Source organism: Desulfothermus naphthae, assembly GCF_054657475.1.
In genome coordinates this window covers 659,226-684,855 of sequence record NZ_BAAHYQ010000003.1, presented here as the reverse complement: position 1 = coordinate 684,855, position 25,630 = coordinate 659,226, and the positions used below count along the sequence as shown (strand labels likewise).

At 34.0% G+C, this 25,630-nt stretch carries 24 protein-coding genes; 19 read left to right on the top strand and 5 right to left on the bottom strand.

Annotated elements, in window-relative coordinates; all coding sequences use genetic code 11:
* Window positions 1-177 precede the first annotated feature (177 nt).
* From ACYQ1E_RS15015 to ACYQ1E_RS14970, 10 genes are all read left to right on the top strand, one after another.
* The gene (locus ACYQ1E_RS15015; RefSeq protein ID WP_459881134.1) at window positions 178-1,068 is read left to right on the top strand and encodes a hypothetical protein; all 891 of its coding nucleotides are present in this window, start codon (window positions 178-180) and stop codon (window positions 1,066-1,068) included.
* A gap of 427 nt (window positions 1,069-1,495) precedes the next feature.
* Complete coding sequence (locus ACYQ1E_RS15010; RefSeq protein ID WP_459881131.1) at window positions 1,496-2,548, top strand: NUDIX domain-containing protein; 1,053 nt, start codon at window positions 1,496-1,498, stop codon at window positions 2,546-2,548.
* A gap of 347 nt (window positions 2,549-2,895) precedes the next feature.
* Window positions 2,896-3,957: an IS630 family transposase gene (locus ACYQ1E_RS15005; RefSeq protein ID WP_459881128.1), complete on the top strand. Its 1,062-nt coding sequence runs from the start codon at window positions 2,896-2,898 to the stop codon at window positions 3,955-3,957.
* A 98-nt stretch (window positions 3,958-4,055) separates the two neighbouring features.
* A complete protein-coding gene (uvrB, locus tag ACYQ1E_RS15000) occupies window positions 4,056-6,047 on the top strand; it encodes an excinuclease ABC subunit UvrB (RefSeq protein ID WP_459881125.1) in 1,992 nt (663 codons plus the stop codon).
* 93 nt (window positions 6,048-6,140) lie between these two features.
* Window positions 6,141-7,133, top strand: coding sequence for a potassium channel family protein (locus ACYQ1E_RS14995; protein ID WP_459881122.1), 993 nt, complete (start codon window positions 6,141-6,143; stop codon window positions 7,131-7,133).
* A gap of 11 nt (window positions 7,134-7,144) precedes the next feature.
* A complete protein-coding gene (gene ligA, locus ACYQ1E_RS14990; protein WP_459881119.1) occupies window positions 7,145-9,193 on the top strand; it encodes an NAD-dependent DNA ligase LigA in 2,049 nt (682 codons plus the stop codon).
* Between the two features lie 15 nt (window positions 9,194-9,208).
* A complete protein-coding gene (gene dapB / locus ACYQ1E_RS14985) occupies window positions 9,209-9,994 on the top strand; it encodes a 4-hydroxy-tetrahydrodipicolinate reductase (RefSeq protein WP_459881116.1) in 786 nt (261 codons plus the stop codon).
* Complete coding sequence (locus ACYQ1E_RS14980) at window positions 9,995-10,822, top strand: phosphodiester glycosidase family protein (protein WP_459881113.1); 828 nt, start codon at window positions 9,995-9,997, stop codon at window positions 10,820-10,822.
* Window positions 10,823-10,832: 10 nt separating this feature from the next.
* Complete coding sequence (gene lolA, locus ACYQ1E_RS14975; protein WP_459881111.1) at window positions 10,833-11,480, top strand: outer membrane lipoprotein periplasmic chaperone LolA; 648 nt, start codon at window positions 10,833-10,835, stop codon at window positions 11,478-11,480.
* A gap of 478 nt (window positions 11,481-11,958) precedes the next feature.
* On the top strand, window positions 11,959-13,950 hold the full coding sequence (locus ACYQ1E_RS14970; RefSeq protein WP_459881109.1) for a tetratricopeptide repeat protein: 1,992 nt from the start codon (window positions 11,959-11,961) through the stop codon (window positions 13,948-13,950).
* Here the strand turns inward: ACYQ1E_RS14970 and ACYQ1E_RS14965 are convergent.
* The gene (locus ACYQ1E_RS14965; protein WP_459881106.1) at window positions 13,936-14,574 is read right to left on the bottom strand and encodes a lysophospholipid acyltransferase family protein; all 639 of its coding nucleotides are present in this window, start codon (window positions 14,572-14,574) and stop codon (window positions 13,936-13,938) included. The genes ACYQ1E_RS14970 and ACYQ1E_RS14965 overlap by 15 nt on opposite strands.
* 346 nt (window positions 14,575-14,920) lie before the next feature.
* Between ACYQ1E_RS14965 and ACYQ1E_RS14960 the strand changes: the two genes are divergently transcribed.
* From ACYQ1E_RS14960 to ACYQ1E_RS14920, 9 genes are all read left to right on the top strand, one after another.
* A complete protein-coding gene (locus tag ACYQ1E_RS14960; RefSeq protein WP_459881103.1) occupies window positions 14,921-16,207 on the top strand; it encodes a 4Fe-4S dicluster domain-containing protein in 1,287 nt (428 codons plus the stop codon).
* 14 nt (window positions 16,208-16,221) lie between these two features.
* Window positions 16,222-17,163, top strand: coding sequence for an RnfABCDGE type electron transport complex subunit D (locus ACYQ1E_RS14955; RefSeq protein WP_459881100.1), 942 nt, complete (start codon window positions 16,222-16,224; stop codon window positions 17,161-17,163).
* A gap of 6 nt (window positions 17,164-17,169) precedes the next feature.
* Window positions 17,170-17,763, top strand: coding sequence for an RnfABCDGE type electron transport complex subunit G (locus ACYQ1E_RS14950; RefSeq protein WP_459881097.1), 594 nt, complete (start codon window positions 17,170-17,172; stop codon window positions 17,761-17,763).
* Window positions 17,764-17,797: 34 nt separating this feature from the next.
* Window positions 17,798-18,406: an electron transport complex subunit RsxE gene (gene rsxE, locus ACYQ1E_RS14945; protein ID WP_459881094.1), complete on the top strand. Its 609-nt coding sequence runs from the start codon at window positions 17,798-17,800 to the stop codon at window positions 18,404-18,406.
* Between the two features lie 92 nt (window positions 18,407-18,498).
* Window positions 18,499-19,077: an electron transport complex subunit RsxA gene (gene rsxA / locus ACYQ1E_RS14940; protein ID WP_459881091.1), complete on the top strand. Its 579-nt coding sequence runs from the start codon at window positions 18,499-18,501 to the stop codon at window positions 19,075-19,077.
* 19 nt (window positions 19,078-19,096) lie between these two features.
* On the top strand, window positions 19,097-19,939 hold the full coding sequence (locus tag ACYQ1E_RS14935) for an RnfABCDGE type electron transport complex subunit B (protein WP_459881088.1): 843 nt from the start codon (window positions 19,097-19,099) through the stop codon (window positions 19,937-19,939).
* Window positions 19,929-20,366, top strand: a complete 438-nt coding sequence (locus ACYQ1E_RS14930) for a SoxR reducing system RseC family protein (RefSeq protein ID WP_459881086.1) — start codon at window positions 19,929-19,931, stop codon at window positions 20,364-20,366. The genes ACYQ1E_RS14935 and ACYQ1E_RS14930 overlap by 11 nt, the downstream gene beginning before the upstream one ends.
* A gap of 17 nt (window positions 20,367-20,383) precedes the next feature.
* Window positions 20,384-20,938, top strand: coding sequence for a 2-oxoacid:acceptor oxidoreductase family protein (locus ACYQ1E_RS14925; RefSeq protein WP_459881083.1), 555 nt, complete (start codon window positions 20,384-20,386; stop codon window positions 20,936-20,938).
* A gap of 11 nt (window positions 20,939-20,949) precedes the next feature.
* Window positions 20,950-21,699 (top strand): histone deacetylase family protein, encoded by a 750-nt coding sequence (locus tag ACYQ1E_RS14920; RefSeq protein ID WP_459881080.1) that lies wholly within the window; start codon window positions 20,950-20,952, stop codon window positions 21,697-21,699.
* Between the two features lie 300 nt (window positions 21,700-21,999).
* On the opposite strand, the gene ACYQ1E_RS14915 is transcribed toward ACYQ1E_RS14920, so the two are convergent.
* The 4 genes from ACYQ1E_RS14915 to ACYQ1E_RS14900 form a co-directional block, all read right to left on the bottom strand.
* A complete protein-coding gene (locus ACYQ1E_RS14915) occupies window positions 22,000-23,811 on the bottom strand; it encodes an IS1634 family transposase (RefSeq protein ID WP_459881077.1) in 1,812 nt (603 codons plus the stop codon).
* A 91-nt stretch (window positions 23,812-23,902) separates the two neighbouring features.
* The gene (locus ACYQ1E_RS14910; RefSeq protein WP_459881074.1) at window positions 23,903-24,196 is read right to left on the bottom strand and encodes a hypothetical protein; all 294 of its coding nucleotides are present in this window, start codon (window positions 24,194-24,196) and stop codon (window positions 23,903-23,905) included.
* A 577-nt stretch (window positions 24,197-24,773) separates the two neighbouring features.
* A complete protein-coding gene (cas2, locus tag ACYQ1E_RS14905; RefSeq protein ID WP_459881071.1) occupies window positions 24,774-25,049 on the bottom strand; it encodes a CRISPR-associated endonuclease Cas2 in 276 nt (91 codons plus the stop codon).
* Between the two features lie 10 nt (window positions 25,050-25,059).
* Complete coding sequence (locus ACYQ1E_RS14900) at window positions 25,060-25,380, bottom strand: hypothetical protein (RefSeq protein WP_459881068.1); 321 nt, start codon at window positions 25,378-25,380, stop codon at window positions 25,060-25,062.
* Window positions 25,381-25,630 lie beyond the last annotated feature (250 nt).

Here is a 25,630-nt window from a genome sequence, read left to right as displayed (position 1 = left end):
TAAAACAAGCAAACACAATCCCTCAAAAGAGGGGTTTTTGAAAAAAATTTTTGGGTTAAATCAGCATTTAAAACCCCAGTAGCAAAAAAGGGGACATGCGAATAATGCTTTTCAGGTATTAGATGAATTTGACAGAGAAGAGGTGAGAGGTTAGTTTCAGGAAAAGAGGAGTTGAGGATGCAGTATGATATAGCGTCAAAGGTAATATTGTCACATTGCAGAAAGGCAGTGTTGCAAGAGTTGTGCGGGTTGAGGGTGAAGGATGCTGAACTTATAGAGGTACGTCCCCAGGAGACAGCGTCAGTAAGGAGGTCAGATTTTGTTTTAAAGGCCCTGTTTGAAGATGGGACAGAGAAGATGGTGTTACTGGAACTGATAACCGCATGGAAGAAATATTTGCCACTGAGGACACTGGAGACAAGATGTCGTCACTTGCTAGAAGAAGGGCTTGAGATAGAAACAATAATGATAGAATTAAGGCGATGTTACGGAGTAAAGGATTATTATCATGACAATGAGGTTGATTTCAGGTATAAAGTGGTAAAGTTGTATGAAATGGAAGCAAAGGAGATATTGAAAAAGGGAATTAAATGTTTGTATCCCTTTGTGCCGTTGATGAAGGGAGGGAGTGAGCTGGTAGAAGAGGCAGAGAGGGGGATATATGAGGGAGAAGAAAGTCGTGCCTACAAGGCAGATATGTTAACAGGGATGACCATAATGGCGGGTTTGGTATCAGAAGAGATGGCATTAAAATTGTTACAAAGGAGGAGGGATATCATGATAGAATCAGCAGCATATGAATTAATAGGGCAGGAGAGATATAAAGCCGGTATGCAACAGGGATTGCAGCAGGGGTTGCAGCAGGGGTTGCAGCAGGGATTGTTGTTGGAAGCTCAGGAGATGTTGGTAAATGCTCTGGAGGAGCGATTTGAGATAGTGCCGCGGGCCATAGTTAGGAAAATCAAGGAAATTGAGGATAGAGAAGTGATAAAGGGTTTGTTTAGAGTGGCGTTACGAAGTGATTCTTTGGAGGAGTTTAAGAGTAAATTGGAGAAGGCTATAGAATGATGTACTGATAGCAAAAAAGAAAAAAAAGACATGCAAATAATACATTTACTCATCTACTCCCATTTTGTTACGCCCAAAATAAATTAGAATAAAAAAAGGGGACATGCAAATAACAAATAATGCAATTTGGGTTAATGGGTTAATGTGTGAATGGGTTTATGCGTAAATGGGTAAATGGGTTTGTTGGGTTAATAATAAAATGCTTTTAATCTATAGCAAAAATGACACCTACTTTCGCATCTACTCATCTACCTAAAAAGACACAAATTTTCGCCGCCTCAATTTTGCGCCCCTCCCCTTCTTCCTCTCATTAAGATGTTGACTTTTAATTTTCAATAGGCTTAAACCTAACAAGGTAAGAGGAAGTCGGGATAATGGATGCTAAGAAGTAAAGTCTTAGTAAATTTTATAAAAAAGGCAGAAAATTATGAGTAACAAAGCTCAAAATATGGTAGAGGCTGTAATTATTTTTGTTGATGTAAGAGGATTTACGTCCTGGGCTGAGAAGGTTGATGTTTTCCCATATTTAAATATTTTCACTGATAAATTTTATCAAATTTTAAATGAAGTATTTAAAGATTATACTATTAAAACTTTAGGAGATGGAGCTTTATTGATTAAAAAACTACCAGAGTCTGAAAGTATTGATTTAAATTTGCAAAAGTTGATTAAAGAAATTATTAAGAAGATAGATAGAGTTGAGAAAAAATTTAAAAAAATGTGCTGTGATCTCTCAAAGAGGCATGGGTCTTCAATCCCTTTATCTTTAGGATGGGGTGTTACTAAAGGTTGGATAAAACCATTAAATGGTGATTTTATTGGAGCAGAAATCAATAAGTGTGCTAGATTATGCGATATTGCACGTCCAAAAGGAATAGTTATAGATAAGGACGACTTTCCTATTCTTCCTAAATTACCTAAATCAATTGATATTGAATTCTTTGAACAAAAGAGGAAACTGAGAGGATTACTTTATGAAATTGATGTTTGGGTCTCGAAGGAGATAGCTAATCAGTTTTTTACCAGAGAAGATGTTAGATTAACTCCTGAAGTTCATATTGCTGGTCTTTGTATTAAAGAGGAAGAGGGTGAAATCAAAGCTCTTATTGCAAAAAGAAGCAACTCTCGCAAATTATTTCCAGGGTTATATGAAGGTTGCGGTGGACAATTAGATAGCAATGAAACTTTTGTTGAGGGAGTAAAAAGACATTATAAATTAGAACTGAATATTGATGTAGAAGTATTAGAAGATATTCATAAATTTTACTGCATAAATTATCCATCTGAACCAAAAATTCCAGGGATTAAATTCCTTTGTCTATACAAAGGAGGCACGCCGAAATCTGAAAATCATACTGAAATTAAATGGGTTACAGAAGAAGAGTTAAAAAAGATTCCAGATAAAAAGTTTATTCCTGCCTTAAAACAGGATTTTATACAATTCATTCATGAATTTAAGAAAAAAAACGTAATACCATAAGTAAAAACTTTTAAGTGTCTATCTAATAAACCAGAAGAATTTAACTGCCGCAATTTTGCGCCCATTTCCTTCCCTCTATCGCATCCACTCATATACTCATATACCCATCCACTAATCTACCTAAAAAGGGGCGTGCGAATAATGCAATTTGGGTTAATGGGTTTATGCGTTAATGGGTAAATGGGTTGTTACAAAGCCTGTCTAAATCAGTCTGCTGCCCTTTGGAAGGGTAGCTAAAGACCTAGAAAAAGTAAACAAGGAAAAGGGATTATTGATTAAGGGTTGGGAGAGTTATAGTATCCTTCAGAACTTGATATAATAGGAACGATTTGATATAATGAATATTTATGAAAGGGGAACGTATTAAGGTTAAAAATATAGAAGAGCTAAAGGAAAAATTAAAGGGTGAGAAGAAAGACAATATTTTGGTAAAACTTATTTTTCTAAATCTTATAAGAGAAGGGATAGATTTTGAAAAGGCGTGTAGCGGTTGTGGGATAGCCCAATCGACAGGATACTTATGGATAAGGGAATGGAACCAAGAGGGTTATAAAGGGATAAAAGGTAAAGGAAGAGGAAAAGGGGGAGGAAGGCCAAGTAGGCTATCAGAGGAAGATTTAAAAAAGCTTAAGGAATTACTTAAAAAGAGAGCTTATTGGACTACAAAAGAAGTAAGGGCATTGATAAAAGATATTTTTGATATAGGATACTCCCAAGACCATATAGTAAGGATACTGAGAGATAAGCTTAAGATGCATTTTGCTAAACCATATCCGATGGATTATAGGAAACCAAAAGATGCAGAGAATATATTAGAGAATCAACTTCAACTTACTTTTTCTTTGTTAAAGGAGAAAGGATTTAAAGAAGAGGAGATAGCAATAGGTTTTATAGATGAAAGGAGTCCGCAGAACACCGCCAATACAGTAAGGGTATGGAGTTTTGAGAAGACAAGAATTATAAAAAATACAACAAAGTTCAAGACAAACACAATAGGTTTTTATGCTATAAAAGGTGAAAGTGTAAAATCATTTTTAGAAGATTCAAAAGGCTTATCAATAGCTAAGTTTTTAGAAAAGATAAGAGAAGTAAATAAGAGATATAAAGCGATAGTAGCAATAATAGATAATTTTTCATCCCATAAGAGTAAAGTAGTAAGAGAAAAGGCATCTGAGTTAGATATTTATCTAGTCTATCTTCCCCCTTATTCACCAGAGTTAAATCCTATTGAGTATATCTGGAAAAGTATAAAAAGAGTGCTTTCATTAGTTTTTGTAAAAGATATAAAAGAGATGGAGGAGGTTATATCAGAAGCATGGAATAGGTTATGTAAAAAACTAAGTTTTGCTAAAAGTTGGATAGAAAAATTTTTAAAGGGCACCCCATATTATATGAAATTGTGCGGATAACTATAAAACAGATCGACAAGTTTTAAGTTGAAGCAAGGGAAATTTAAAAAGAAAGCTGAAAGGCTTAAAAACTAAAAAATCTTTTTACCCAAAAATTAATGAAATTTAAACTCATATCTCCATATAAACCTGCAGGGGATCAGCCTAAGGCAATAGCTCAATTGTGCAAAAATTTAAAAAAGGGCGTTAGGCATCAGGTTTTGTTGGGAGTTACAGGCTCTGGCAAGACCTATACCATGGCCAATGTCATAGCAAAATTAAATAGGCCCACCTTAATAATGGCTCCAAATAAGACCCTTGCTGCTCAATTATATAATGAATTCAAACAATTATTCCCTGGGAATGCAGTAGAGTATTTTGTGAGTTACTATGATTACTACCAACCAGAGGCATATGTGCCAGAGAATGACTTATACATCGAAAAAGACTCGTCAATAAATGAAGATATTGATAAGCTAAGACATGCTGCAACCTATTCATTGTTAACTCGCAGGGATGTAATTATTGTTGCCTCTGTATCATGCATCTATGGTCTGGGTTCGCCTGAATATTATAAAAACATGGTTATTCCAATTGGAGTTGGACAAAGGGTAGTAATGGAGGATTTTTTAGAAAGACTGGTTGAAATATACTATGAACGAAATGACTATGATTTTCATAGGGGCACCTTTAGGGTAAGAGGAGATGTAGTTGAAATAATTCCTGCATACAAGCAAGAACAGGCCATAAGAATAGAATTTTTTGGGGACGAGATAGAGTCTATTTCTGAGATAAATCCCCTTACAGGGGAGGTATTAGATCAAATAGAAAAAACAGTGATATTCCCTGCATCCCACTACGTCTCAGAAAAAGATAACCTTATGAGGGCCATATCAGATATACGAGAGGAACTAAGAGAGAGGCTTGAGTGGTTTTATGTACACAATAAACTGGTAGAGGCCCAGAGGTTAGAACAAAGGACCTTGCTTGACCTTGAGATGTTAGAAGAACTTGGGTACTGTAATGGCATTGAAAACTATTCTAGGCACTTAGATGGAAGAAAACCGGGCACCCCCCCAGCATGTTTATTAGACTATTTTCCTGAAGATTTTTTAATGTTTATAGATGAATCTCACATTACAATCCCTCAGATAAGGGGAATGTATAATGGTGATAGGTCAAGGAAGCAAAATTTAGTGGATTATGGATTCAGGCTACCATCTGCCTTAGATAATAGGCCACTTAATTTTGATGAATTCTTATCCAGAATAAATCAAGTTGTATATGTATCAGCAACTCCAGGTCCATTTGAAATAGAAATCTCCGAGGGTAGGGTAGTTGAGCTGATAATCAGACCAACAGGACTTGTTGACCCTGAGGTGGAAGTCCATCCAACAAAGGCCCAGATAGACCACCTGGTTTCTGAGTGCAGAAAAAGAATGAAAAGAGACGAAAGGGTGCTTGTTACTACCCTAACAAAAAAAATGGCAGAGGATTTAACTGATTTTTTGAATGAAAATTCAGTGCCAGCAAGATACATGCACTCAGATATTGATACCTTGGAGCGGATTTCAATAATTAAGGAACTCCGTGATGGGACATTTTATGTGCTTGTTGGGATAAATCTCTTAAGGGAAGGGCTAGATATACCAGAGGTATCACTGGTCGCAATCCTGGACGCAGACAAAGAGGGTTTTTTAAGATCCACTTCCTCTTTAATTCAGACCTTTGGAAGAGCTGCAAGAAATGTAAATGGCAAGGTAATAATGTACGCAGATACCATTACAGAGTCAATGAAACAGGCCATTTTAGAGACCAATAGACGTAGGAAAATTCAGATAAAATATAACAAAAAACACAATATAATCCCAAAGACAATAGAGAAAACAACCCAAAATCCTCTGTATGAGTTTGGAGAAAGAAAAAAGAACAAGGTTTTATCTGTTGCAGAATCAAAAGAACTTTATTATTTAGACAGGGAAACAATAGAGAGAGAGATAAGAAAACTGGAGAAAAAGATGAAAGAAGCTGCAAGGGAATTAGAGTTTGAAAAAGCTGCCCTATTTAGGGATAAAATTTTTGAATTAAAGGAAATTTTAATAAAGTATTAAGCAAAGACGAAAAACTGTTTATCTATTGCCAAGAATTTTATGTCCCCAAAAATCCACAAATCCAGGATAGAGTTCTTATTATCAAAGGAGTTTGTGCATGAATTTTATCCTCTAATTATTGGATTTGCTATACTTAGCTTGGTATATTTATACGGCATCTATATTTTTATGTACATAGAGGGGTGGAGCCTATTAGATAGTTTTTATCAGGTGGTTATAACCCTCTCGACCGTAGGATTTAGAGAAGTTCACAATCTTTCAGATCAAGGGAAATTACATACGTCCATATTAATTTTACTGGGTGTTGGAACCTATGCCTACATTATTGGTTCATTTACTAATGCCTTTTTAGAAGGCAAGATTCAACTTTTTTGGGGTAAAAAGAGGATGGAAGCAAAAATTTTGTCGCTAAAAGATCATTATATTGTCTGTGGCTTTGGCAGGATAGGAAGTGTAGTGGCAAAAGAACTCATAAGAGAAGGTTGTGAAATTGTTGTAATTGAAAATAATCCCAAAGCAATTGAAAAATTAATGGAAAATAAAATCTTATATGTAGAGGGAGATGCAACTGATGATAATGTATTATTTAAGGCCGGATTAAATAATGCAAAGGCCTTAATTACTGTCTTGTCAAATGATGCCCAGAATGTGTATGTAACACTCACAGCGCGACAGGCAGCTCCAAATATAACCATAATTGCAAGGGCAGAGAATGAAAAATCAATTAAAAAATTAGAGCTTGCAGGCGCTGATAGGGCGCTTACACCACACCTGTTAGGTGGACTCAGGATGGCACAAATGGTTCTGAGACCTACAGTTATTAACTTTTTGGACATGGCCATCCATGGAGATGATTTAAATTTACAAATGGAAGAGGTTTTTATTCCCGAATCCTCATCTATTGTAGGGAAAAATTTAATAGAATCTGAACTGAGACCAAGATTTAACTTAATAATAATCGCCATTAAAAAACAAGATGGCACTATGATTTATAATCCCCAGGCTGGGGAAATACTTGAGGGAAGAGATACTTTAATTGTTGTGGGCAGAAAAGTTGATTTGAAAAAATTTAAAGAAATACTTTAACTTTTTTAGATATGGACTTGGAAAAAATAAAAAAAAGAATAGAAGAGTTAAGAGAGAAAATAGAGTATCACAACTACAGGTATTATGTTTTAGATGATCCTGAAATATCAGATGCAGAATATGACAGGCTATTTAATGAATTAAAGGAATTGGAAGAAAAATACCCTGAGTTTGTAACTCCCTATTCACCTACCCAGAAAATTGGGGGCAAGCCCCTTGAAGAATTTGCAAGGAGACAACATAGTGTTCCAATGTACAGCCTGGACAATGTGTTTTCAAAAGGAGAGTTTGAGGAATATTTTTCTAAACTTAGGAGGCTACTTCCTGGAGAAGATATCTCTTTTTGGGTTGACCCTAAATTAGATGGACTCGCATTGGAAATAATATATGAGAATGGAAAATATGTAGCAGCAGCAACAAGGGGAGATGGGTATGTGGGCGAGGACGTAACTGAAAATGTTAAGACCATAAAAAATGTACCCTTGATTTTAAGGGATAGGATAAATTTTTTTCCTGAATATATAGAAGTGAGGGGTGAAGTTGTTATATCCAAAAAGGATTTTTACCTCTTAAATCAAAGACAGCTGGAAAGTGGTCAAAAGGTCTTTGCAAATCCAAGAAACGCAGCTGCAGGCTCTATAAGACAATTGGATCCTAAAATAACAGCTTCTAGGCCACTTAGATTTTTTGCCTATGGAGTAGGCATAATTAGGTGGAGAGGAGGATCAAATAATGAGCTAAAAACCCAGAGGCAAATTATGCACCTTTTAAATCAACTTGGGTTTAATATTGTGCCTGAGGCTAAATATTGCAAAGATAAAGACGAAGTCTTTTCTTATTTTGAGAGCATTGAGGCCAAAAAGGATGGTTTTCCCTATGAGATCGATGGAGTAGTGGCCAAGGTAGATTCCTTGGATCAACAAAAGAGACTGGGGGCAACAGCAAGGTCTCCAAGATGGGCAATAGCCATTAAATTTAAGGCAGAACAGGCCCAAACAACATTAAAAGATATAATAGTACAGGTTGGAAGAACAGGGGTGCTTACACCAGTTGCTATTCTAGAACCCGTGGAAATTGGAGGAGCAATAGTAAAAAGGGCAACTTTGCACAATGAAGACGAGATCAGGGCAAAGGATTTAAAAATAGGTGATAGGGTAGTGGTTCAGAGGGCAGGGAATGTTATACCTGAGGTGGTTCGTCCAATAAAAGAGCTCAGGACTGGAAAAGAGAAGGAGTTTGTTTTTCCTAAAAAATGTCCAGTGTGTGGAAGCGATGTAATCAGGCTTAAAGATGAAGCAAATCATAGGTGCATAAATGCTTCTTGTCCAGCAAAACTAAAAAGGGGACTTATCTATTTTGTCTCTAAATCTGGACTTGACATAAGTGGAGTAGGGGAGAGGTGGATAGAAATTTTTGTGGACAAGGGGATAATAAAAGATTTTGCTGATCTATTTTTGTTAAAAAAAGAAGATATAATCCATCTAGAGCGCATGGGAGACAAGCTTGCAGATAATATGCTCTCTTCTATTAAAGAAGCAAAAGAGCAGGCAACTCTTGATAAATTCATCTCTGCTTTAGGTATTAGATTAGTTGGAGAACAAACAGCAAAGCTACTGGCCCATCACTTTGGTTCAATTGATAGACTAGCCAATGCATCTATAGAGGAGTTGCAAAATATCCGTGACATTGGCCCAGAAGTAGCAAAATCCATATACACATTTTTTAGAAATCCAGCAAATCAGTCCCTTTTGAAAAAATTTAAAGAAATTGGGCTTTGGCCCTCAAATATAGATCAGGGACAAGAGAAATCAGAGGATTTAAAACTTAAAGACAAAAAATTTATCTTTACAGGTAAATTGGAATCCCTCACAAGGAGTCAGGCAAAAAAATTGGTTGAGCAATTAGGGGGTAAGGTGGTTAGTGCAATTTCAAAAAAGGTAGATTTTGTGGTGGTAGGAAAAGATCCAGGAAGTAAATTTGCCAAGGCAAAAGAGTTGGGTCTAAAGATAATAGAAGAAAAAGAATTTTTAGATTTAATAGAAAATAAATCTGTAAACTAATACATGGAGGGATTTATGACAATTTATGCCATAGTCACAGGAGCAGCTGGAAGAATGGGTTCTACTATATGTAATTTAATAAATTCAGATAAGGACATAGAACTCGTAGGAGCAATTGAAAAACATGAATATTTAGAGAAAATCAAGGGACTTACTGATACAATATCCAGCGACTTAAAAGAAGTTGCCTTTAAATATCAAAATGCAGTTATCATTGATTTTACATATCCAGATGTTACTCAAAAAAATGTAGAAATAGCTGTTTCAACAAAAAATCCAATGGTAATTGGAACAACTGGGTTAAACAACGAGCAGATGGGCTTTTTAGAAGAGGCCGCAAAAAAGATTCCATTATTTTGGGCTCCTAATATGAGTGTTGGAATTAATGTGCTTTTAACATTGCTCCCAAAATTTGTAGAGATGCTAGGGGATTTATATGATGTAGAGATATCAGAAATCCATCATAAATTTAAAAAAGATGCTCCAAGTGGTACAGCTGTAAAGCTGGCTGAGGTACTCAGAGGGGCAAAAGGTTTTGATAAAGAGGCTATTAGATATTGCAGACAGGGTATGATAGGAGAGAGGCCAAAACAAGAGATAGGTGTTCAGAGTTTAAGAGGTGGAGATGTAGTAGGAGACCACACAATATATTTCTTTGGCCTAGGTGAAAGAATTGAAATAACCCACAGGGCTCATTCCAGGGAAACCTTTGCACAGGGTGCAATTAGGGCAGCAAAATGGATAGTAAATAAACAACCTGGAAAATTATACACAATGAAAGATTTATTTGAGGATGTATAATTGGGCGGGAAAATAAAAAAAATATTTTTAGTTTTTGTCTTATTATTATTTTTTAGCTTTAATTCTGCCTATTGTAATAGTGTTAAGCAACTAAAATTAGACAGAGGGCTTGTATTTTATAATTTTAAAGGGAGTTATAGAGACAAAGGTTATGATATATACATATTAAAAATAGATCCCAATTATTTCTCTCTTACACTACTTATGTCGTCTAAATTAAATATCTCACCTTTGTCATTAAGACAGTGGGCTGAAAAATATAATTTAATAGCAGTAATAAATGCCAGTATGTTCTGGGAAGATAAAAGAACAAGTACTGGATTTATGAAAAACAAAGATTATATAAATCAAAGAATAATTAATAAAAAATTTAGAGGATTTTTGGTATTTAATCCCAATCAAAAAAATATACCTCAAGTAGATATTATTGAGAGGGGATATACCAAGAATTGGGATAAATTATTAAATAAATATGATACTGTTATACAAAATTATAGAATGATAGGAGAAAATAGAAAAAATTTATGGCAGATGGACACTGATTCCTACAGTGTTTCTGCTATTGGGATTGATCGATTAAATAATGTGCAATTTATATTCAGCTATTTGCCACTATCCATACATGAATTAAATAACATCCTTTTGGATCTACCAATAAATATAAAATCTTGCATATTCACTGAAGGTGGAAATACCTGTGGGATATATATAAAATATAGGGATTTTGAAAAAGACTTGCATGGATATTCCAGAATAGATATTTTTAATCAAAATTCAAATAAATCAGAAATACCAAATGTAATTGGAGTTATAAAAAAAATTGACTAAAGGATATGATATGAGATTTTTTTATTTGATTATGTGTTTATTTTTATTAATTCCTGGCCAAGTACTTAGTGGACAAAATATAATAGATGATTTGTTAAAAAATTATAAAAACATACAGTCAATCAGAACTAAATTCAATCAAATACTTAAAAATAAGACCACCAGGGAGGAGGAAATTAGGTCAGGGAATATAATCTGTAAAAAATCATTAAATAGAGTAAAAGTGAGATGGGAAATAGAAAAGCCTGAACATGAGATTTTGATAGTAAATGGAAATATCATATGGGACTATTTTCCAGAAGAAAAACTCGCATATAAATATAAATTATCAAAAATAGAACAATCAAGAATTATATTTGACTTAATTACAGGTAAAATAGATTTAAAAAAGAAATTTAATATAACAAATGAAGGTATAAAAGGAGATCTATATAAAATAAAATTAGTTCCATTTAATCCAGAGCCAAATATGGTGCTTGTATATCTCTGGATAGACAAAAATCAATTAATAAAAAAGATAAATATAATAGATTTTTTTGGAAATGAGAATTTTTTAGAATTTGATGATATAAATTTAAATCCAGAAATTGACTCGAAGCTATTTTGGAATAAACCTCCATCTGGAGTTAAGATTTTAGAAGGCAGGCCAGGTACTTAATCGATAAATAGATTTTAGAATAAGTGAAGGTCTCAACACAAAAGCAAGATATGCCTTTTAGGCTTTATTCAGTGAGCTCAAATCATCAGACAATCTTAGCCAGGAGGAGGACTCCTCTCAGTCATTATTATTTTTGTCTCATAATGAATATTATGTAAACTTAAGTATTTTTATTTAATTCTCTAAGAATTATTTTTTCCCTTCTTCTCCTCCCAATTGGGTCTTCTATAACCCATTTAAACTATCTCTTAAGAATTGATGTTTAATTTTATCAAATTTCTTTTTTGTTTAATTAAATTTGACTTCGAATGTTTAATTTTATTTTCTAAAATGTTTAATCAAAATGTTTAATAAAAATGAACATAAATTTGTTTTTTATTATTAAACACAAGTATGTTTAATAAAAATTAATTTTAAGAAATCTTTACTTTTGAGCTATACCTTAGTAAAAGTTATCCAAAAATGTCGGAGTATTTATATGTTAAAAAAGATTCTAATTATCTTGGTTTTATTTTTTTTGACTCCATATTTTTCATTTTCCAAAAATAACGAATTTATTTCCTTTTTAAAAAGCTATGGTGCTTATGATATTATCAATATTGAACTCAAAGATTCTTACAAAGAACCCTTATTGCTACTCTCATATGCCAACGCCAAAATATTTTCTGGAAATCCTGATGAGGCCATCTCGATTTTAGAACAGACAGCTTTTAAGGAAAAAAAATTACTCGCAAAAAGAGAGATTATCCTTGCCAGGGCCTATAGGTATAAAGGTGATTTTGAAACCGCCCTACTCCACTACACAAAGGGTTATTATTTAACTAATGACTCAAAATTAATTTTAAATGAGCCAGGCATTGACAACTTTTTTAAGATCGTTTTTTTAAAATGGTCTTTTGATACTCTTTATAATGGGAAATTTTTAATTGATAAAAATGAATTTTTACAAAAAAAGAGGGAAATTTTAAAAGCCATAGACATGGCTCAAAAACTTTGGCCTAAAGATAATGAGCTGGCTTCAATATCCAGATGTATTTTAAAGATCACTCCTGATGATTTTAGCTTTAAATTAGCAGATGAACATCTTAGAGATTCAATTATTTCATTTTTGGCTTCAATATCAATAAAAGATAAAAAAGCTGCTATTTTATCTATAAAATTATTTAAAGATCCAAATCTAAGGCAATTATTACAGTTATTTCTAAAAAAACTTTATGGTAATGACTTGCCTAAAGACCATTCCCCTCTGTTTGGATTTCCAAAATATAACGCTTATTTTGAAATATTTGTGAAAAATCTTGATCCAGATAAATGGATTATTGATAATGGATCTGAGCTATTAAATAAACTAAAAGAGGAAAATAATAATGTAGAGCTCTCTCTATGTGATATAATAAACAAAGAAATTCACAGTGTTTTTGTTCCACAAGATATCAAGGAAAAATTAAGGCAGATAAAAATAGCTATTATTTTAAAAAATAATGATTATTCTCTATTAAAAAAAGAAGTATCTAAAGTAGATTTTAAAAAATTGCCTATTTCTTTAAAAATTTCTATTTTATTGTTATTGGATAAAGTTTCTTCTTTAAATATTGGCATATCTATGAATGAATTTAAAGAAATTGTTTTATTTTTACAGCCATTTGGATTTAATCCATTCAATTTGAATTCAAGTTTTAAAATATCAAAAGAGGAATTAGATAACACATTAAAGCTCTATCCATTGGATTATTTACTGAGATATTCGTATGTAAGCAATCTTATCACCAAAAAACAAGTTAATAATATTATATTAAAACAGACTATATTGCTATACAAAAACACCATCTCTGGCCAAATGGCGATTTTAGAGCTTGCTAAAAATGAAGTTTTAGCAGGAAATTTTACGTTGTTTAAAAAATATATTGAACTTTTCAATTATGAAAATATCGATCAGAAGTTGTTAATTAATTACTATAAAATAATGGGAGATTATTACAACTTGAAAAATGAATACCGCCAGGCCATGTCTTATTACGAGAAGATCTTTGAAATATCTCCTAATTCTTTAGCGCCAGAAAAGCTTATAAAAATGGCTCTATATGCTCAAAAAAATAACAACCTTGAATTTAGTAAAAAGGTTTTAAACTATCTTTGGAATAAAAGAGAAAAATTAAATAGAAAAATGGAGGCAGAAGTATTATTTTGGATGGCAGAATGCGACCAGATAGAGGAAAAATTAGATTTGGCTACCAATAAATATCTAAAAGTGTATTTTCTATATAAAGATCAATATATCTGGTCTATCACTGCTCTATATAGGGCAGCTTTGATTTTTGAACAAAAGGGAAACCTTTATACTGCACAAAAAATCTTAAGGGATGTAATAAAAAATGCCAGGAGAAAGTCTGAAAAAGAGGCAGCGCGCTCAAGATTAAATGGAATCAATAGAAAATTAAATAAGGCTTCTCAAAATTTATTTTGGTTTTAACTCATCCATTTTTTTCTTTAATAAGTGGGATTCATCTAAAAGTATTTTAGATGATAATTTTTTGTGGGAAATATAATATGGTGTTCCATAAATAATTTTACATCTAGCAAATGGCAGGGGCAACTGAAATTTATCCCAGGATTTGGAAAAAACTTTTTTTAAAGATACAAAAGTCCTTACTGGAACAATTGGAATATTTAATTTCCACGCAAGATATATCACTCCTTGCTTTGGGATGTGCCTTGGACCAGTTGGTCCATCAATGGTTATAGCAATATCTCTTGGATTTTCTTTGAACATTTTTACAAAATGCTTCAAAGCCTTAATTCCGCCTCTAGTACTTGAACCCCTAATTGTCTTGTATCCAAATTCCTTTAGTATCCTTGCTATAAATTCTCCATCCCTGCTTTCACTAACTAAAATTATAACATCCTCATCTCTATGAAAATAAAGTGGAGCAAATAACTCATCATGCCATATGGCAAATAATACCACCCTACCCTTTTCCCTGCACCTAAAAGGTTCAACGAGTTCTTTACACTCATGAGAATACTTTAAGGTTCTATACCAGAACTTTAATAAAAAACTCACAAATGGTGCAGTTTTAATAACATCTATTTTCATTTCTTTCTATTTTTTAAAATTTATTAATTAGTTACAAATATTATTTAATGTAATATATTAACTTTATATTACAATCGATTTAAATTACAGACTTATCTAATTTAAAAAAAAAGCATTACTCTTTAATTTTTTGATTAATTTGAAAAAGTTAAATTGACAAGTATATTTTTAGTTAGGGATAGTGTCTAAAAAGTAACCTCTATAATTTTATTATTATTTTGCCCTTGACAATAACTGTTAAAGAAAATAGAGCTGAGTAAGTATTTAACATAAAGAACAAAATTAACAAAAATTACTCATATCTTATTATCTCCTATGACCTAAAAACAAATAAGAGAGAATAAACATGAGAGACTTATCTTTTTCTTCTGGAGGTATAAAATTAAATTTTTTATCCAGCTATCCTGAAAGTGTAAAAACTCTCCCCTTTCCTGAAAAAATAACGCTTCCCTTGAAACAAGACTTCTCCCCTCAACTCTCGTCAAGAGTTAAAAAAAAATCAAAAATAGCAGCAGGCGAGGTAATCGCCACTGGCCCCCATGGTTCTTTGATATCTCCAGTAAGTGGCAAAATTGTAAACATTGTTAAAGATTTTAAAAGCCATCTTGGCACCAAATGCGATGCCCTGGAAATCTACGTGCAAGACATAGATCTTTCAGTTGATTTTCCAACACAACCTGGAATTTTACATAACATAATTAATTGTGGCATCATAACTAATCAGGACAATAAAGTATTATTTCTTGCAAAAAAAATAGAGATGGCTCAAAAAAATAAGGTAGATACTTTAATTATAAACGGTCTTGAAGAAATTATTGCCAATGGGAAAAATTATTTTTTTCTCCAGAAGCAAATAAATGTAATTAAGCAAGGTTTTGAACAAGTTATAAATCTTTTTAAGCCTAATAAAATATTTTTGGCAATATATAGTGATTATAGACAGATTGACGGTTTTGTAGATCAGTTAAATTCTTCTTTAGCACCTTTAGGAATAAAAATTGTATTTCTTAAAAAGAAGTATCCTCAACATAAGACACCTCTTCTTGTAAAGACAATTCTAAATGAAGAGCTGGAGATGGATAAGCCATTAGAAGAATCTCTTCATACAACTATATTGGACTTAGAAACCATATATCATTTGGGATTATTGATAAATAATAAAGTTCCTTACAGGGAAAAAATTATAACTGTTATTGATGGTGATATTAGCAACTCACAACTTGTTAAAGTTCCAATAGGAACTTCAATACATTATATCTTAGAAAAATTAAATATAGATACAAAATCCATTTCAAAGATAATTATCAATGGCACCATCTCTGGGATACCAATATATGATATAAATTATCCTATAACTAAAGATATTGGATCAATATTTGTTTTAAAACAAGGTCAGGTAAACACATATTCTGATGCAGTGTGCATAAAATGCGGGTTATGTGTTGAAGTATGTCCAATGGGGCTAATGCCACTTTTTATTTTTGGATATTCTAAGACCAAGCAATTTGATTTTACAAAAAAATTTTATATTGAAAAATGTATTGAATGTGGTTGTTGTGCCTATGTGTGTCCTGTAAATATTCCATTAGTCCAGTGGATAAAATATGGTAAGGAAAATTTAAATATAAAATAAGGAGTAATACCCTTATGAATAATTTAGTTGTATCACCTATTCCCCACCTTCATAGTGGAAATAGTTTAAAAAGCATAATGTTAGATCATATTATAGCGCTTTTGCCAGCAACTTTTTTTGCTATCTATCTATTTAAATTAGCTGCCTTAAAGATTGTATTATTATCACTTATATCTGCAGCGTTATGGGAGATTTTTTTTCAAAAAATTACCAAAAGAGAACTCATGATTCACGATTTAACTTCTGTTTATTATGGGCTATTATTTTCAATGTTACTTCCCCCTACCCTACCCTGGTGGATTGTTATAATTGGTACATTTTTCATGGTGCTTTTAGGAAAGGAGGTTTATGGGGGATATGGTGCCAATCCTTTTAATGGAGCACTTATTTCATGGGTAATTTTAAAAATTTCTTTTCCAGATTTTATGGGAAAATGGATATGTCCAATTAAAGATGTGGCTACAAATTTAACACCACTTGAAATCTTCAAGACCCAAGGAATTGAGTATGTCCACCACTATTTTTCTTACAAAGATATGTTTTTGGGACTTCGTTGTGGATTTATGGGACAGATATCATTTCTTTGTCTAGTTCTAGGAGGGATTTATCTTTTAGCAAGAAAGAGGATAAACTGGAGACTCCCAATCAGTTACTTATCAGGAGTTTTTTTCTTTTCTCTCATTTGTTGGGCCATTGGCTCCACTTCCTTTGGAGACCCCATCTTTCACCTGCTTGCAGGTGGAACGGCTTTAACAGCCTTTTTTTTTGCAACTGATATGCCTTCTACTCCAGTATCACCCCAGGGCATGGTGATATTTGGTCTCTTAGGTGGCGTGTTAACTGTAGTAATAAGGCTTTGGGGCAGCTGGACCTTTGGTGCCTATTATGCAGTTTTGATAACCACTCTAATAACTCCTTTTTTAGATAAAATATTACCTGAACCTTATGGGAGGTAATTAAAAGTGAATGCCAAAGAAATTCTTCGAATGGTCATTGTACTAACCGTGGTTTGTGGAGTATGGGGAGGGGCCTTATCAATTGTAAAAAAAGTAACTGAACCCCAAATTGAATATCAGCGAATAAAAAACATAAAGGCGCCAGCACTTAAAAAAGCTTTAGTGGTGGATTATGACAATGATCCAGTAAAAGACAGGATAAAAGTTGTGGTAGGCAAGGACAAGCGTGGAAGGGATATTGTTAAAAACATTTTTCTTGCCAAAAAAGGAGGAAAAATAGTTGCTGTTGCCCTTGAGGCTTATGGAGTTGGATATGCGGGTAATATTGGTGTTATGGTCTCAATTAATTTGCCCTCTGAAACTATAGGTGGAATTGCAATAACAACTCACTCTGAAACCCCTGGTGTTGCAACAAAGGCTACTGAAAATAAAAAATTTAAAGATCAATTTAAAAATAGATTAATAACAACAAACTTTGCCCCTGGATCTGGCACAATTGATGTTGTCAGTGGTGCCACTTATACCTCTAGGGGAATCATGGAGGCGGTCCAACATGCAGTGGATATTTATAAAAAGATAAAAAGTAAAATCGGGGTGTAATTTTAGTTATTTCCTTAATTTTAAGGAGTAAGTCATGTCTAGGTTAGTTCAAGAATTTACCAAGGGACTTTGGAAAGAAGTCCCCCCATTTAGGTTTGTTTTAGGTCTATGTCCAATCCTTGCTGTAACTAGCAGTGTGAGCAGTGCTATAGGACTTGGCTGTGGAGTTATCTTTGTCCTGCTCGTTAGTAATTTTTTGATTTCAATGTTTAGAAATTTTATCCCAGCAAAGATTAGGGTTCCTGTATTTATAGTTATAATTGCTTCAGCAGTAACTATAGTTGAACTTTCCATGGAGGCCTATTTTTATTCTCTTTATAGAGTTCTTGGTATCTGGATTCCTCTAATTGTTGTAAATTGTTTGATACTGGGTAGGGCTGAGGCATTTGCCAGAAAAAATCCAATACTTTACTCCATAGCTGATGCACTGGGAATGGGACTTGGATTCACCCTCTCGTTAACAACCCTTGCATCCATTAGAGAAATTATAGGTGCTGGAACTTGGTTTGGTATAAGGGTAATGCCATCATCCTATCTGGGTTTTGAATTATTACAACAACCCCCAGGGGCCTTTATCTGTTTAGGACTTATTCTTGCGTTTATGAATTTTATATCCTTAAAAATTGAAGGGAAAAGGGCTTAATTAAATAAAAGTAGTTAGGATAGTAGATGTGTAATTTTATTTCACACATAATTTGCTAACTTAATTTGCTAACTTTAAGAGGAGTAAATCTCATGAGTGACTATATTCTTATGATGGTCACGGCTATATTTGCAAACAATATCTTGCTTGTAAGATTCTTAGGAAACTGTCCATTTGTTGGAGTTTCAACAAATTTAGACAGTGCAATTGGTATGTCTGGAGCCGCCCTATTTGTAAATGTCCTGGCCAGTTGTATTACTTGGATGGTCTATAATTTTATTTTACTCCCCCTGGAGTTAGAATATCTTAGAACAGTAGTCTTTATTTTAGTCATTGCATCCCTGGTGCAACTGGTAGAAATTATATTACAAAAAGTTGCTCCTGCACTTTACAGATCTCTTGGAATCTATTTACCTTTAATTACCTCAAATTGTATGATATTTGGTGTTGCTGTTTTAAATATTCAACAAAAGCATACTTTTATGGAAACATTCCTATATTCCATTGCCACTGCTATTGGATTTGACCTTGCCCTAATTATTCTTGCAGGTATAAGGGAAAGGTTTGCCTTAGGCAGGATCCCTACTCTATTTCAAGGTTTTCCCATTGCCCTTATCACTGCAGGACTAATGGGACTTTGTTTTTATGGTTTTGTGGGACTTGGTCAATAAAATTAAGGAGAAATAAAATATGTCTCCAATTATTACTGCTGTTTTGATAATGGCTATTTTAGGTCTTTGTTTGAGTCTATTTTTGGGTATAGCTGCAAAGGTATTTTATGTAGAAGTGGATCCAAGGATTGAGGAAATTGCAGACATCCTTCCTGGTGCAAATTGTGGTGGTTGCGGATATGCAGGCTGCAGTGATTATGCAGAAGCAATAGTAACCAAGAATGAACAACCTAACAAGTGTGTTGCTGGTGGTGCCAATGTGATAGAAGCAATATGTTCTATCTTAGGGATATCAGCCTCTTTGGAAGAAAGAAAAATAGTGAGGATTCAGTGTAGGGGTGACAATGATAATGCAAAGAGGATTTTTGAATATGTCGGCGCCAAAGACTGTTATGCAGCTATAATTTCTACAGGAGGGAATAAGGCATGTGAATTTGGTTGTATAGGGCTTAGGTCATGTGTGGAAGCCTGCCCTTTTGGTGCGCTCTCAATGGGTGAAAATGGAATCCCAGTAGTAAATGAAGATTTATGCACTGGATGTGGATGTTGCGTAAATGTTTGTCCAAGAAATATCCCCAAGCTTTTCCCAGCATCACAAAAGGTTGCAGTTCTTTGCTCATCTCAAAATACAGGTAAGGCTGTAAAAAGTGTTTGTAAGGTGGGTTGTATTGGTTGTGGCCTTTGTGCCAAAAAATGTCCAGAAAAGGCTATTACCATGGTCAATTCCTTGCCTGTTATAGATAATGAAAAATGTACAGGTTGTCTTGAGTGTGTAAACAACTGTCCAACTAAGGCCATGGTCGCTCTAATTAAAGTAAACAAAGAAGAAGAAAAAATAGAAGAAAAAGCCCATGCCGCTTAAGTTCATGATTGAGCAAGGAGAAGTGGTTGAATTATTGGGAGAAAAAGAGGCTAAAGTTAAGGTAGATAGGCGCTCCCAATGTATGGGGTGTGCTCATAGGGGATTATGTGATCCTTTTGGAAGTAATTTCATGGTGATTAGGGCAAAAAATTATATAAATGCAAAAATTGGTGATAAGGTTGAGGTCCAGTTTTCTACAGAAAAAAGGGCTAAGGCCATCTTAGTGCTTTATATCATCCCTTTGATATTGTTCTTTCTTGGCGTAGTTATTGGAAATTCCATTGATCCCTTTAAAAACAAAGACTTATCTTCATCTATTTTAGGTATTGTGTTTTTGCTCATTTCTTTTGCTGGTATCTATGTTTACAACAAAACTTTAGTTAGACAAAAGCCCTCCCTCTACCCTATAATAACGAGAAAGATTTAAAAGTATGAGGCAAAAATATGAAAAGATACAGGCTACTTATTGCAGGCTCAGGGGGTCAGGGGATAATTACTGCTGCAATATTGCTTGCAAAGGCTGCTGTGATATATGAAGGTCTAAACGCAGTACAATCCCAAAGTTATGGTGCAGAAGCAAGGGGCGGTCTTAGCCGCTCTGATGTAATTATATCCAAAGAAGAGATATATTTTCCTAAGGTAACTCAGCCCAATATTTTGATATGTTTGACCCAAAGGGCCTATAATAAATTTTTTAATACCATAAGACCTGGTGGAATATTGATTGTTGACGATTTTTTGGTTAAACAAGAGATGAGTGCTGATGCCATTACTTATTCTTTACCCCTTTATGAGACCCTGAGAAAAGAATTAAATACTACTTTGGGACTCAACATATGTACCCTTGGTGCCTTAATAGGACTCACAAACATTGTGTCACCAAAGTCAATAAAAGAAACTTTAAAAGACAATTTTTCTAAAGATTATTTAGAATTGAATTTCAAGGCCTTTGAAATTGGAATTAAATTAACTGAAAATAAAAGAAAATTTTTATTATAAGAGATAAGAATATGAAGATAATATTTCATCCTAAGTATTTAGAAGTATATGCATCTGACCCTGCTGCTGCCCGGGGGAGATTGGACACATCAGTTGAAATCCTGAAAGCAAAATATGAGTTTGTTGAACCTACAATTGCCCAGGAACAGGATATTTTACTTGTACATACTGAGGATCATTTTGATAAAATTGCATCTAAGTCTTCTCACCTATTTACCGTGGCCCTACTGGCTGCTGGTGGAGCCATAGAAGCAAGTGAAATAGCCTTAGGAGGTGAGCCCTCTTTTGGACTTATCAGACCCCCTGGCCATCATGCAAGTAGGGATTCTTGCTGGGGCTTTTGTTGGTTTAATAATATGGCAGTTGCAATTAAAAGACTCATTGCACTTGAGAAGATAAAAAATGGGCTAATTGTAGATTTTGATCTTCATTTTGGAGACGGAACAAATGGGATCTTTAATGAAGATCCTAAAGTTGTCTATCACCATATGGATTCTATCTCAAGTCTTGAGAAATTCTTAGAATCCTGTGGAGAATTTGACATATTGGGGGTTTCAGCTGGTTTTGATAGGTATATAAATGACTGGGGTGGACTCTTGAGTTTAGATGATTATAAACACTTAGGGCAATTACTTGGAAATTTTGCCAAACAAAAGACCAAGGGCAGGATTTTTTCCCTATTAGAAGGTGGTTACAATCATAAGGAGTTGGGATATTGTATAGAATCCTATCTTGAAGGCATTGAGAAAAGCTTTTGCTGAACTAATTTCACCATTTTTGTGATTTTCAATGTAAAATTTTTTATTTCAACATTAGTTTGAATACAGTAACCAGGATTCCAGTAAAAGTAGCAATTTGACCAAGCCAGAATATAAACATCCACTTTATGGTCTATGCACGCCACTTGTGTATCTCTGTCCTTAGTCTTTCTTCAGTGGCCTTAAGTTCATCTTTAGTTACAAGCTCCTTTGTTAATTCATCTTTAGCCCAAGTTTGTCACTTTTTTTTGTAAGATATTGTAATTATTGAATTCAATCATCTTTTTCTTCACTACAAATTTATCAACTAATTTTTAAAATACTAGATAAAGGCTTTAAAGGAAGTTCCAGGGCATTATATATCTCCAGTTGAAAAGATTCTAATTCTGTTATTTGTCTCAGATGGATTGTTTTACCTTCCTGGGTTATCATAGTGGTGGTTACTCTAATTATGGTACTTAACTCTCTTCTTATTGTTTCCCATAATTTTGAAATCCCTCTTTGTCTCAATCTCCTTTGAATAACACAAAGCAGATGATAAGCTAATATGGTTAAAAAAATATGACCTGTTATTCGTTTATCTATTCTATGATAGATTGGTCTTAATTTTAGTTCACTCTTTAGGCTCCTGAATGATGCTTCTACATTTGAAAGAAGATTGTAAATCTCCCATAATTCCTTATTACTTAGCTCTGTCCTGGAAGTTCTAAGTTTGTACGCTCCTGAAAATCTTACATGAAGTTTGTCTTTATCTCTTACTCTCCAGCAAATATCCACTGCTTTGCCATTCTCTTCCTTTACTTTAATCTCATAAAATTGCGACACACTGCTGTATTTCTCTTTTATTCTTCCTATCCTCTCCAGTACCTTCGGATAACTTTTGATTCCTCCTTTTCTTGTAAGAGATTGCTTGAGCCTTTGTAAATCTTTTTCCAGGCGCAGTTGAATACGATTTTTTATTGCCTCTTCCTTTTTGGCCCTACCGCTACTTTTACAATATAAAAATACCTCTTCAGGCTCTTCTACTCGTATCGCATATACTTTGCCACTATTACTCTCATGAACTATACTTTCTTCACCTGAGGGAAGTTCTTTTACTCGTCGTCTGTCTACACATATATAATCAAGTCCTTTGGCTCTGATTAGTTTTAAATTCTCTTCCGTGGCTATACCTGCATCTATAACTACTGTAAGCTTGCCTGTAAGCGATCTTAGAGAATTTATAAAAAAATCATCTAAAATCTTCTCCAGTGTTGAGGCTTCCGACACATTACCAGGAAAAATCCTGCTGGCCTTGGGAAAACCATCTTCATCAAGTATTATACCTACTGTCACTAATGGCCTATCATTTCGTTTCTCCTTAGATAGACCTCTCTTTGACAATTCTGAGCTTGTAACCTTCCCCTCAAAATATGTATTAGTCAGATCATATAAAATAAGCTGTTCTCCAAGACCAAAAAGTTCTCTTTCTCTTTTTACCACCTTCTCTTCTATAGCTTCTTTATTGGCTATCAGCTTGTCCAGAGTCCTATATAAACTGGATAGCGATACCACTTTTGCATCAATATTCATTACCTCATCAAGCCCACTTAACCGGTGAAACCATTTATGAATTTCCCTCTCACTCCCACAATTTATCAGACTCCCAACTATAAGAACTTTTGCTCTATCTATATCCTTTCTATTAAAACCTATTTCCTTTAAAATTTTTGTAATCATAAGTTTATCATATGCCCAGGCCCCTACAACTTCTGCTCCAACACATCTGACATCTTCGTTTTTTACTGAAGCAACATCAACCATCTTCCAATGAGCCTCATGTTTTGCTTTCTCCTCACTCTTTTGAAGAGCTTTTTTTCTTATTAAACCTGCAAAACGTCTTGCAGGTTTTTCAATTTTTTCAGGGACTTTTAATAACGACAATTGTCCTTTTAATAATTCCTCAATTCTATTAGCAAGAAATTTTAACTCCTCCCTGGACAGATCCAGTTTTCCAAGGTTTAAAATAGTTCTCTGCTTGGGACCATCAGGGGTTCTGTAAGATTCTACTAATTGATGGTAGAAATAAGTTTTTCCAGATTTGGGATCGGTTTTTCTAACTTTGCGGATAAACATAGGTAAGGATTATATCAAATCGGTTTTTCTTTGTCAAGATGCGAAATATTTTTTCTACCACTACATTCAGTTTTTTTTTAAAAAATTTAATTCAATAATTCCAACAGATTATAACATTTTGCACCACAAAATCAACCAAATTTTTTATAAAAATCCTATTATTTTGACAAACTTGGGCTAACAAACTGGAACCTAAAAGATAAATAGCTCCTGGTAGAGGAACAGCTGCAGGCGGTTCAGTAGTAAATTCCCACCATATAATGTCATGTGCTTCGTAGGCTGCTCCAGTTGCTGCAGTAAAGCCAACATATACATTAGTGGGATCTAAATACATGTTCAGATCACCAAGTTCATAACGTGAACTACTCCGCCCTTTCAGACGCACCTTCTGGTAGAGGATTGTCTCCCCACCCAGAAGACCCGCAAGGGGATTCCTGCTTCAGCGAGGGATAGCTAACAGTCCTTTCTGGGAGTGCCCCGCCATTGCCCTCTCCACAGGCGTAAGTTCGAATCGCTCCGACCCTACCACCCGGAAGGCGGGTGAGCCTTTTTTACGGCATCGCTCTAAGTCCCCTCCCTTACGGAAGGGAAATTCGAGCGTATTTTTAGTTAAAGCCAATCTCTGCCCTTAAACTAAAGGGTTGAAATTATATTTTCATTTTTATTGACAAAAATCAATCCCTCGAAAGTGGGATTTTGATATACTATGGTTCAATGTGAAAAAAATTCCCTGGCTTATAATTTTTTAAAGCAAAATATAGAAAGCATTATTCCTCTGACACAATTTATTTATTTCCAACGATAAAGCCGCAATCCCTTCTCAATTCAGGCGTTTTCCAACAAATCAACTATTTTTGTCATGAGGTCTGCGGAAATTATTTCCTCACTACACCTATCAGAGACTTCAACGAGCATCTATATTTAATAAATACTTAATACACAAATCAAAATTTTTTTATAATCTATATCACCATCCACTTATCAGCTTTTAATTTTATTGTTGTTCCCTGCACCTGAGCCTTATCTAGACAATCAGAACAGATTTTATAAATCCTAACTGAATCTGTTTCAGGATCTAAATGAGCTTTACAAAATTTTCTTATCTGAATTAAATCATATTCTGTCATATCACACTCAAAAACAGATTTCTGAATATTATAACCTAAATTTTTTAACAAATTATGAAGTTTAGTTCTGGTTTTATCATCTGATATATCATAGGTAATTACTACGTTCATATCCCTTATCCTATTTTAATACAAGTGGTACATAGGTTTTAATTTCTTCCTCAACTACTTTTCTATATTGCCTTGCTTGTTCAAATATTGCTTTTTCATATGTTATTACTCTATCTAGAGGTTCATAATAAAATTCAGTTTGCAACTTTTTTTCAAAAGCTTGTATTACTTTTTTGAGGGCCTCTTTTGTCAATTGAACTGGCAGTTTTCCTTTATCTTCTCTGTTTATATCTACTCCATCTTCCACCATTCTTTGGGGAGGCACATCAAAAAATTCACTACTACCACCTTTACTCATAAGCCCAAATCTATCATTAACTACTTTATCCATTTCTACATCATCCTTTTCCTCATAGATTTCATCCTCTTCTTCTGGTGAAATTTGAACAAAATGTTCTTTTTTTACCTAAAATCTGCAATTACAGTTCAATCGTAAGCAACTGATTGTTCTGGACAGAGATACCTAGATATGGAGCTGTTATGTTAAAGGATATGTCTCCCTCATTGTGACTTGGAAGGCTTTTTCAGGTAGAAGCTGCGGTCAGTGGCACTCTTTACGGGTGTGTAAAGGCACACCACTG

Bases quoted from the DNA above. Each gene is read 5' to 3' on its own strand.
- ACYQ1E_RS14915 (WP_459881077.1), bottom strand. From the start codon at position 23,811: ATGTTTATCCGCAAAGTTAGAAAAACCGATCCCAAATCTGGAAAAACT.
- ACYQ1E_RS14900 (WP_459881068.1), bottom strand. From the start codon at position 25,380: ATGGATAAAGTAGTTAATGATAGATTTGGGCTTATGAGTAAAGGTGGT.
- ACYQ1E_RS14935 (WP_459881088.1), top strand. From the start codon at position 19,097: ATGTCTCCAATTATTACTGCTGTTTTGATAATGGCTATTTTAGGTCTT.
- ACYQ1E_RS14970 (WP_459881109.1), top strand. From the start codon at position 11,959: ATGTTAAAAAAGATTCTAATTATCTTGGTTTTATTTTTTTTGACTCCA.
- dapB (WP_459881116.1), top strand. From the start codon at position 9,209: ATGACAATTTATGCCATAGTCACAGGAGCAGCTGGAAGAATGGGTTCT.
- lolA (WP_459881111.1), top strand. From the start codon at position 10,833: ATGAGATTTTTTTATTTGATTATGTGTTTATTTTTATTAATTCCTGGC.
- uvrB (WP_459881125.1), top strand. From the start codon at position 4,056: ATGAAATTTAAACTCATATCTCCATATAAACCTGCAGGGGATCAGCCT.
- ligA (WP_459881119.1), top strand. From the start codon at position 7,145: ATGGACTTGGAAAAAATAAAAAAAAGAATAGAAGAGTTAAGAGAGAAA.
- ACYQ1E_RS14955 (WP_459881100.1), top strand. From the start codon at position 16,222: ATGAATAATTTAGTTGTATCACCTATTCCCCACCTTCATAGTGGAAAT.
- ACYQ1E_RS14920 (WP_459881080.1), top strand. From the start codon at position 20,950: ATGAAGATAATATTTCATCCTAAGTATTTAGAAGTATATGCATCTGAC.
- rsxA (WP_459881091.1), top strand. From the start codon at position 18,499: ATGAGTGACTATATTCTTATGATGGTCACGGCTATATTTGCAAACAAT.
- ACYQ1E_RS14930 (WP_459881086.1), top strand. From the start codon at position 19,929: ATGCCGCTTAAGTTCATGATTGAGCAAGGAGAAGTGGTTGAATTATTG.
- rsxE (WP_459881094.1), top strand. From the start codon at position 17,798: ATGTCTAGGTTAGTTCAAGAATTTACCAAGGGACTTTGGAAAGAAGTC.
- ACYQ1E_RS15010 (WP_459881131.1), top strand. From the start codon at position 1,496: ATGAGTAACAAAGCTCAAAATATGGTAGAGGCTGTAATTATTTTTGTT.
- cas2 (WP_459881071.1), bottom strand. From the start codon at position 25,049: ATGAACGTAGTAATTACCTATGATATATCAGATGATAAAACCAGAACT.
- ACYQ1E_RS14925 (WP_459881083.1), top strand. From the start codon at position 20,384: ATGAAAAGATACAGGCTACTTATTGCAGGCTCAGGGGGTCAGGGGATA.
- ACYQ1E_RS15005 (WP_459881128.1), top strand. From the start codon at position 2,896: ATGAAAGGGGAACGTATTAAGGTTAAAAATATAGAAGAGCTAAAGGAA.
- ACYQ1E_RS14965 (WP_459881106.1), bottom strand. From the start codon at position 14,574: ATGAAAATAGATGTTATTAAAACTGCACCATTTGTGAGTTTTTTATTA.
- ACYQ1E_RS15015 (WP_459881134.1), top strand. From the start codon at position 178: ATGCAGTATGATATAGCGTCAAAGGTAATATTGTCACATTGCAGAAAG.
- ACYQ1E_RS14960 (WP_459881103.1), top strand. From the start codon at position 14,921: ATGAGAGACTTATCTTTTTCTTCTGGAGGTATAAAATTAAATTTTTTA.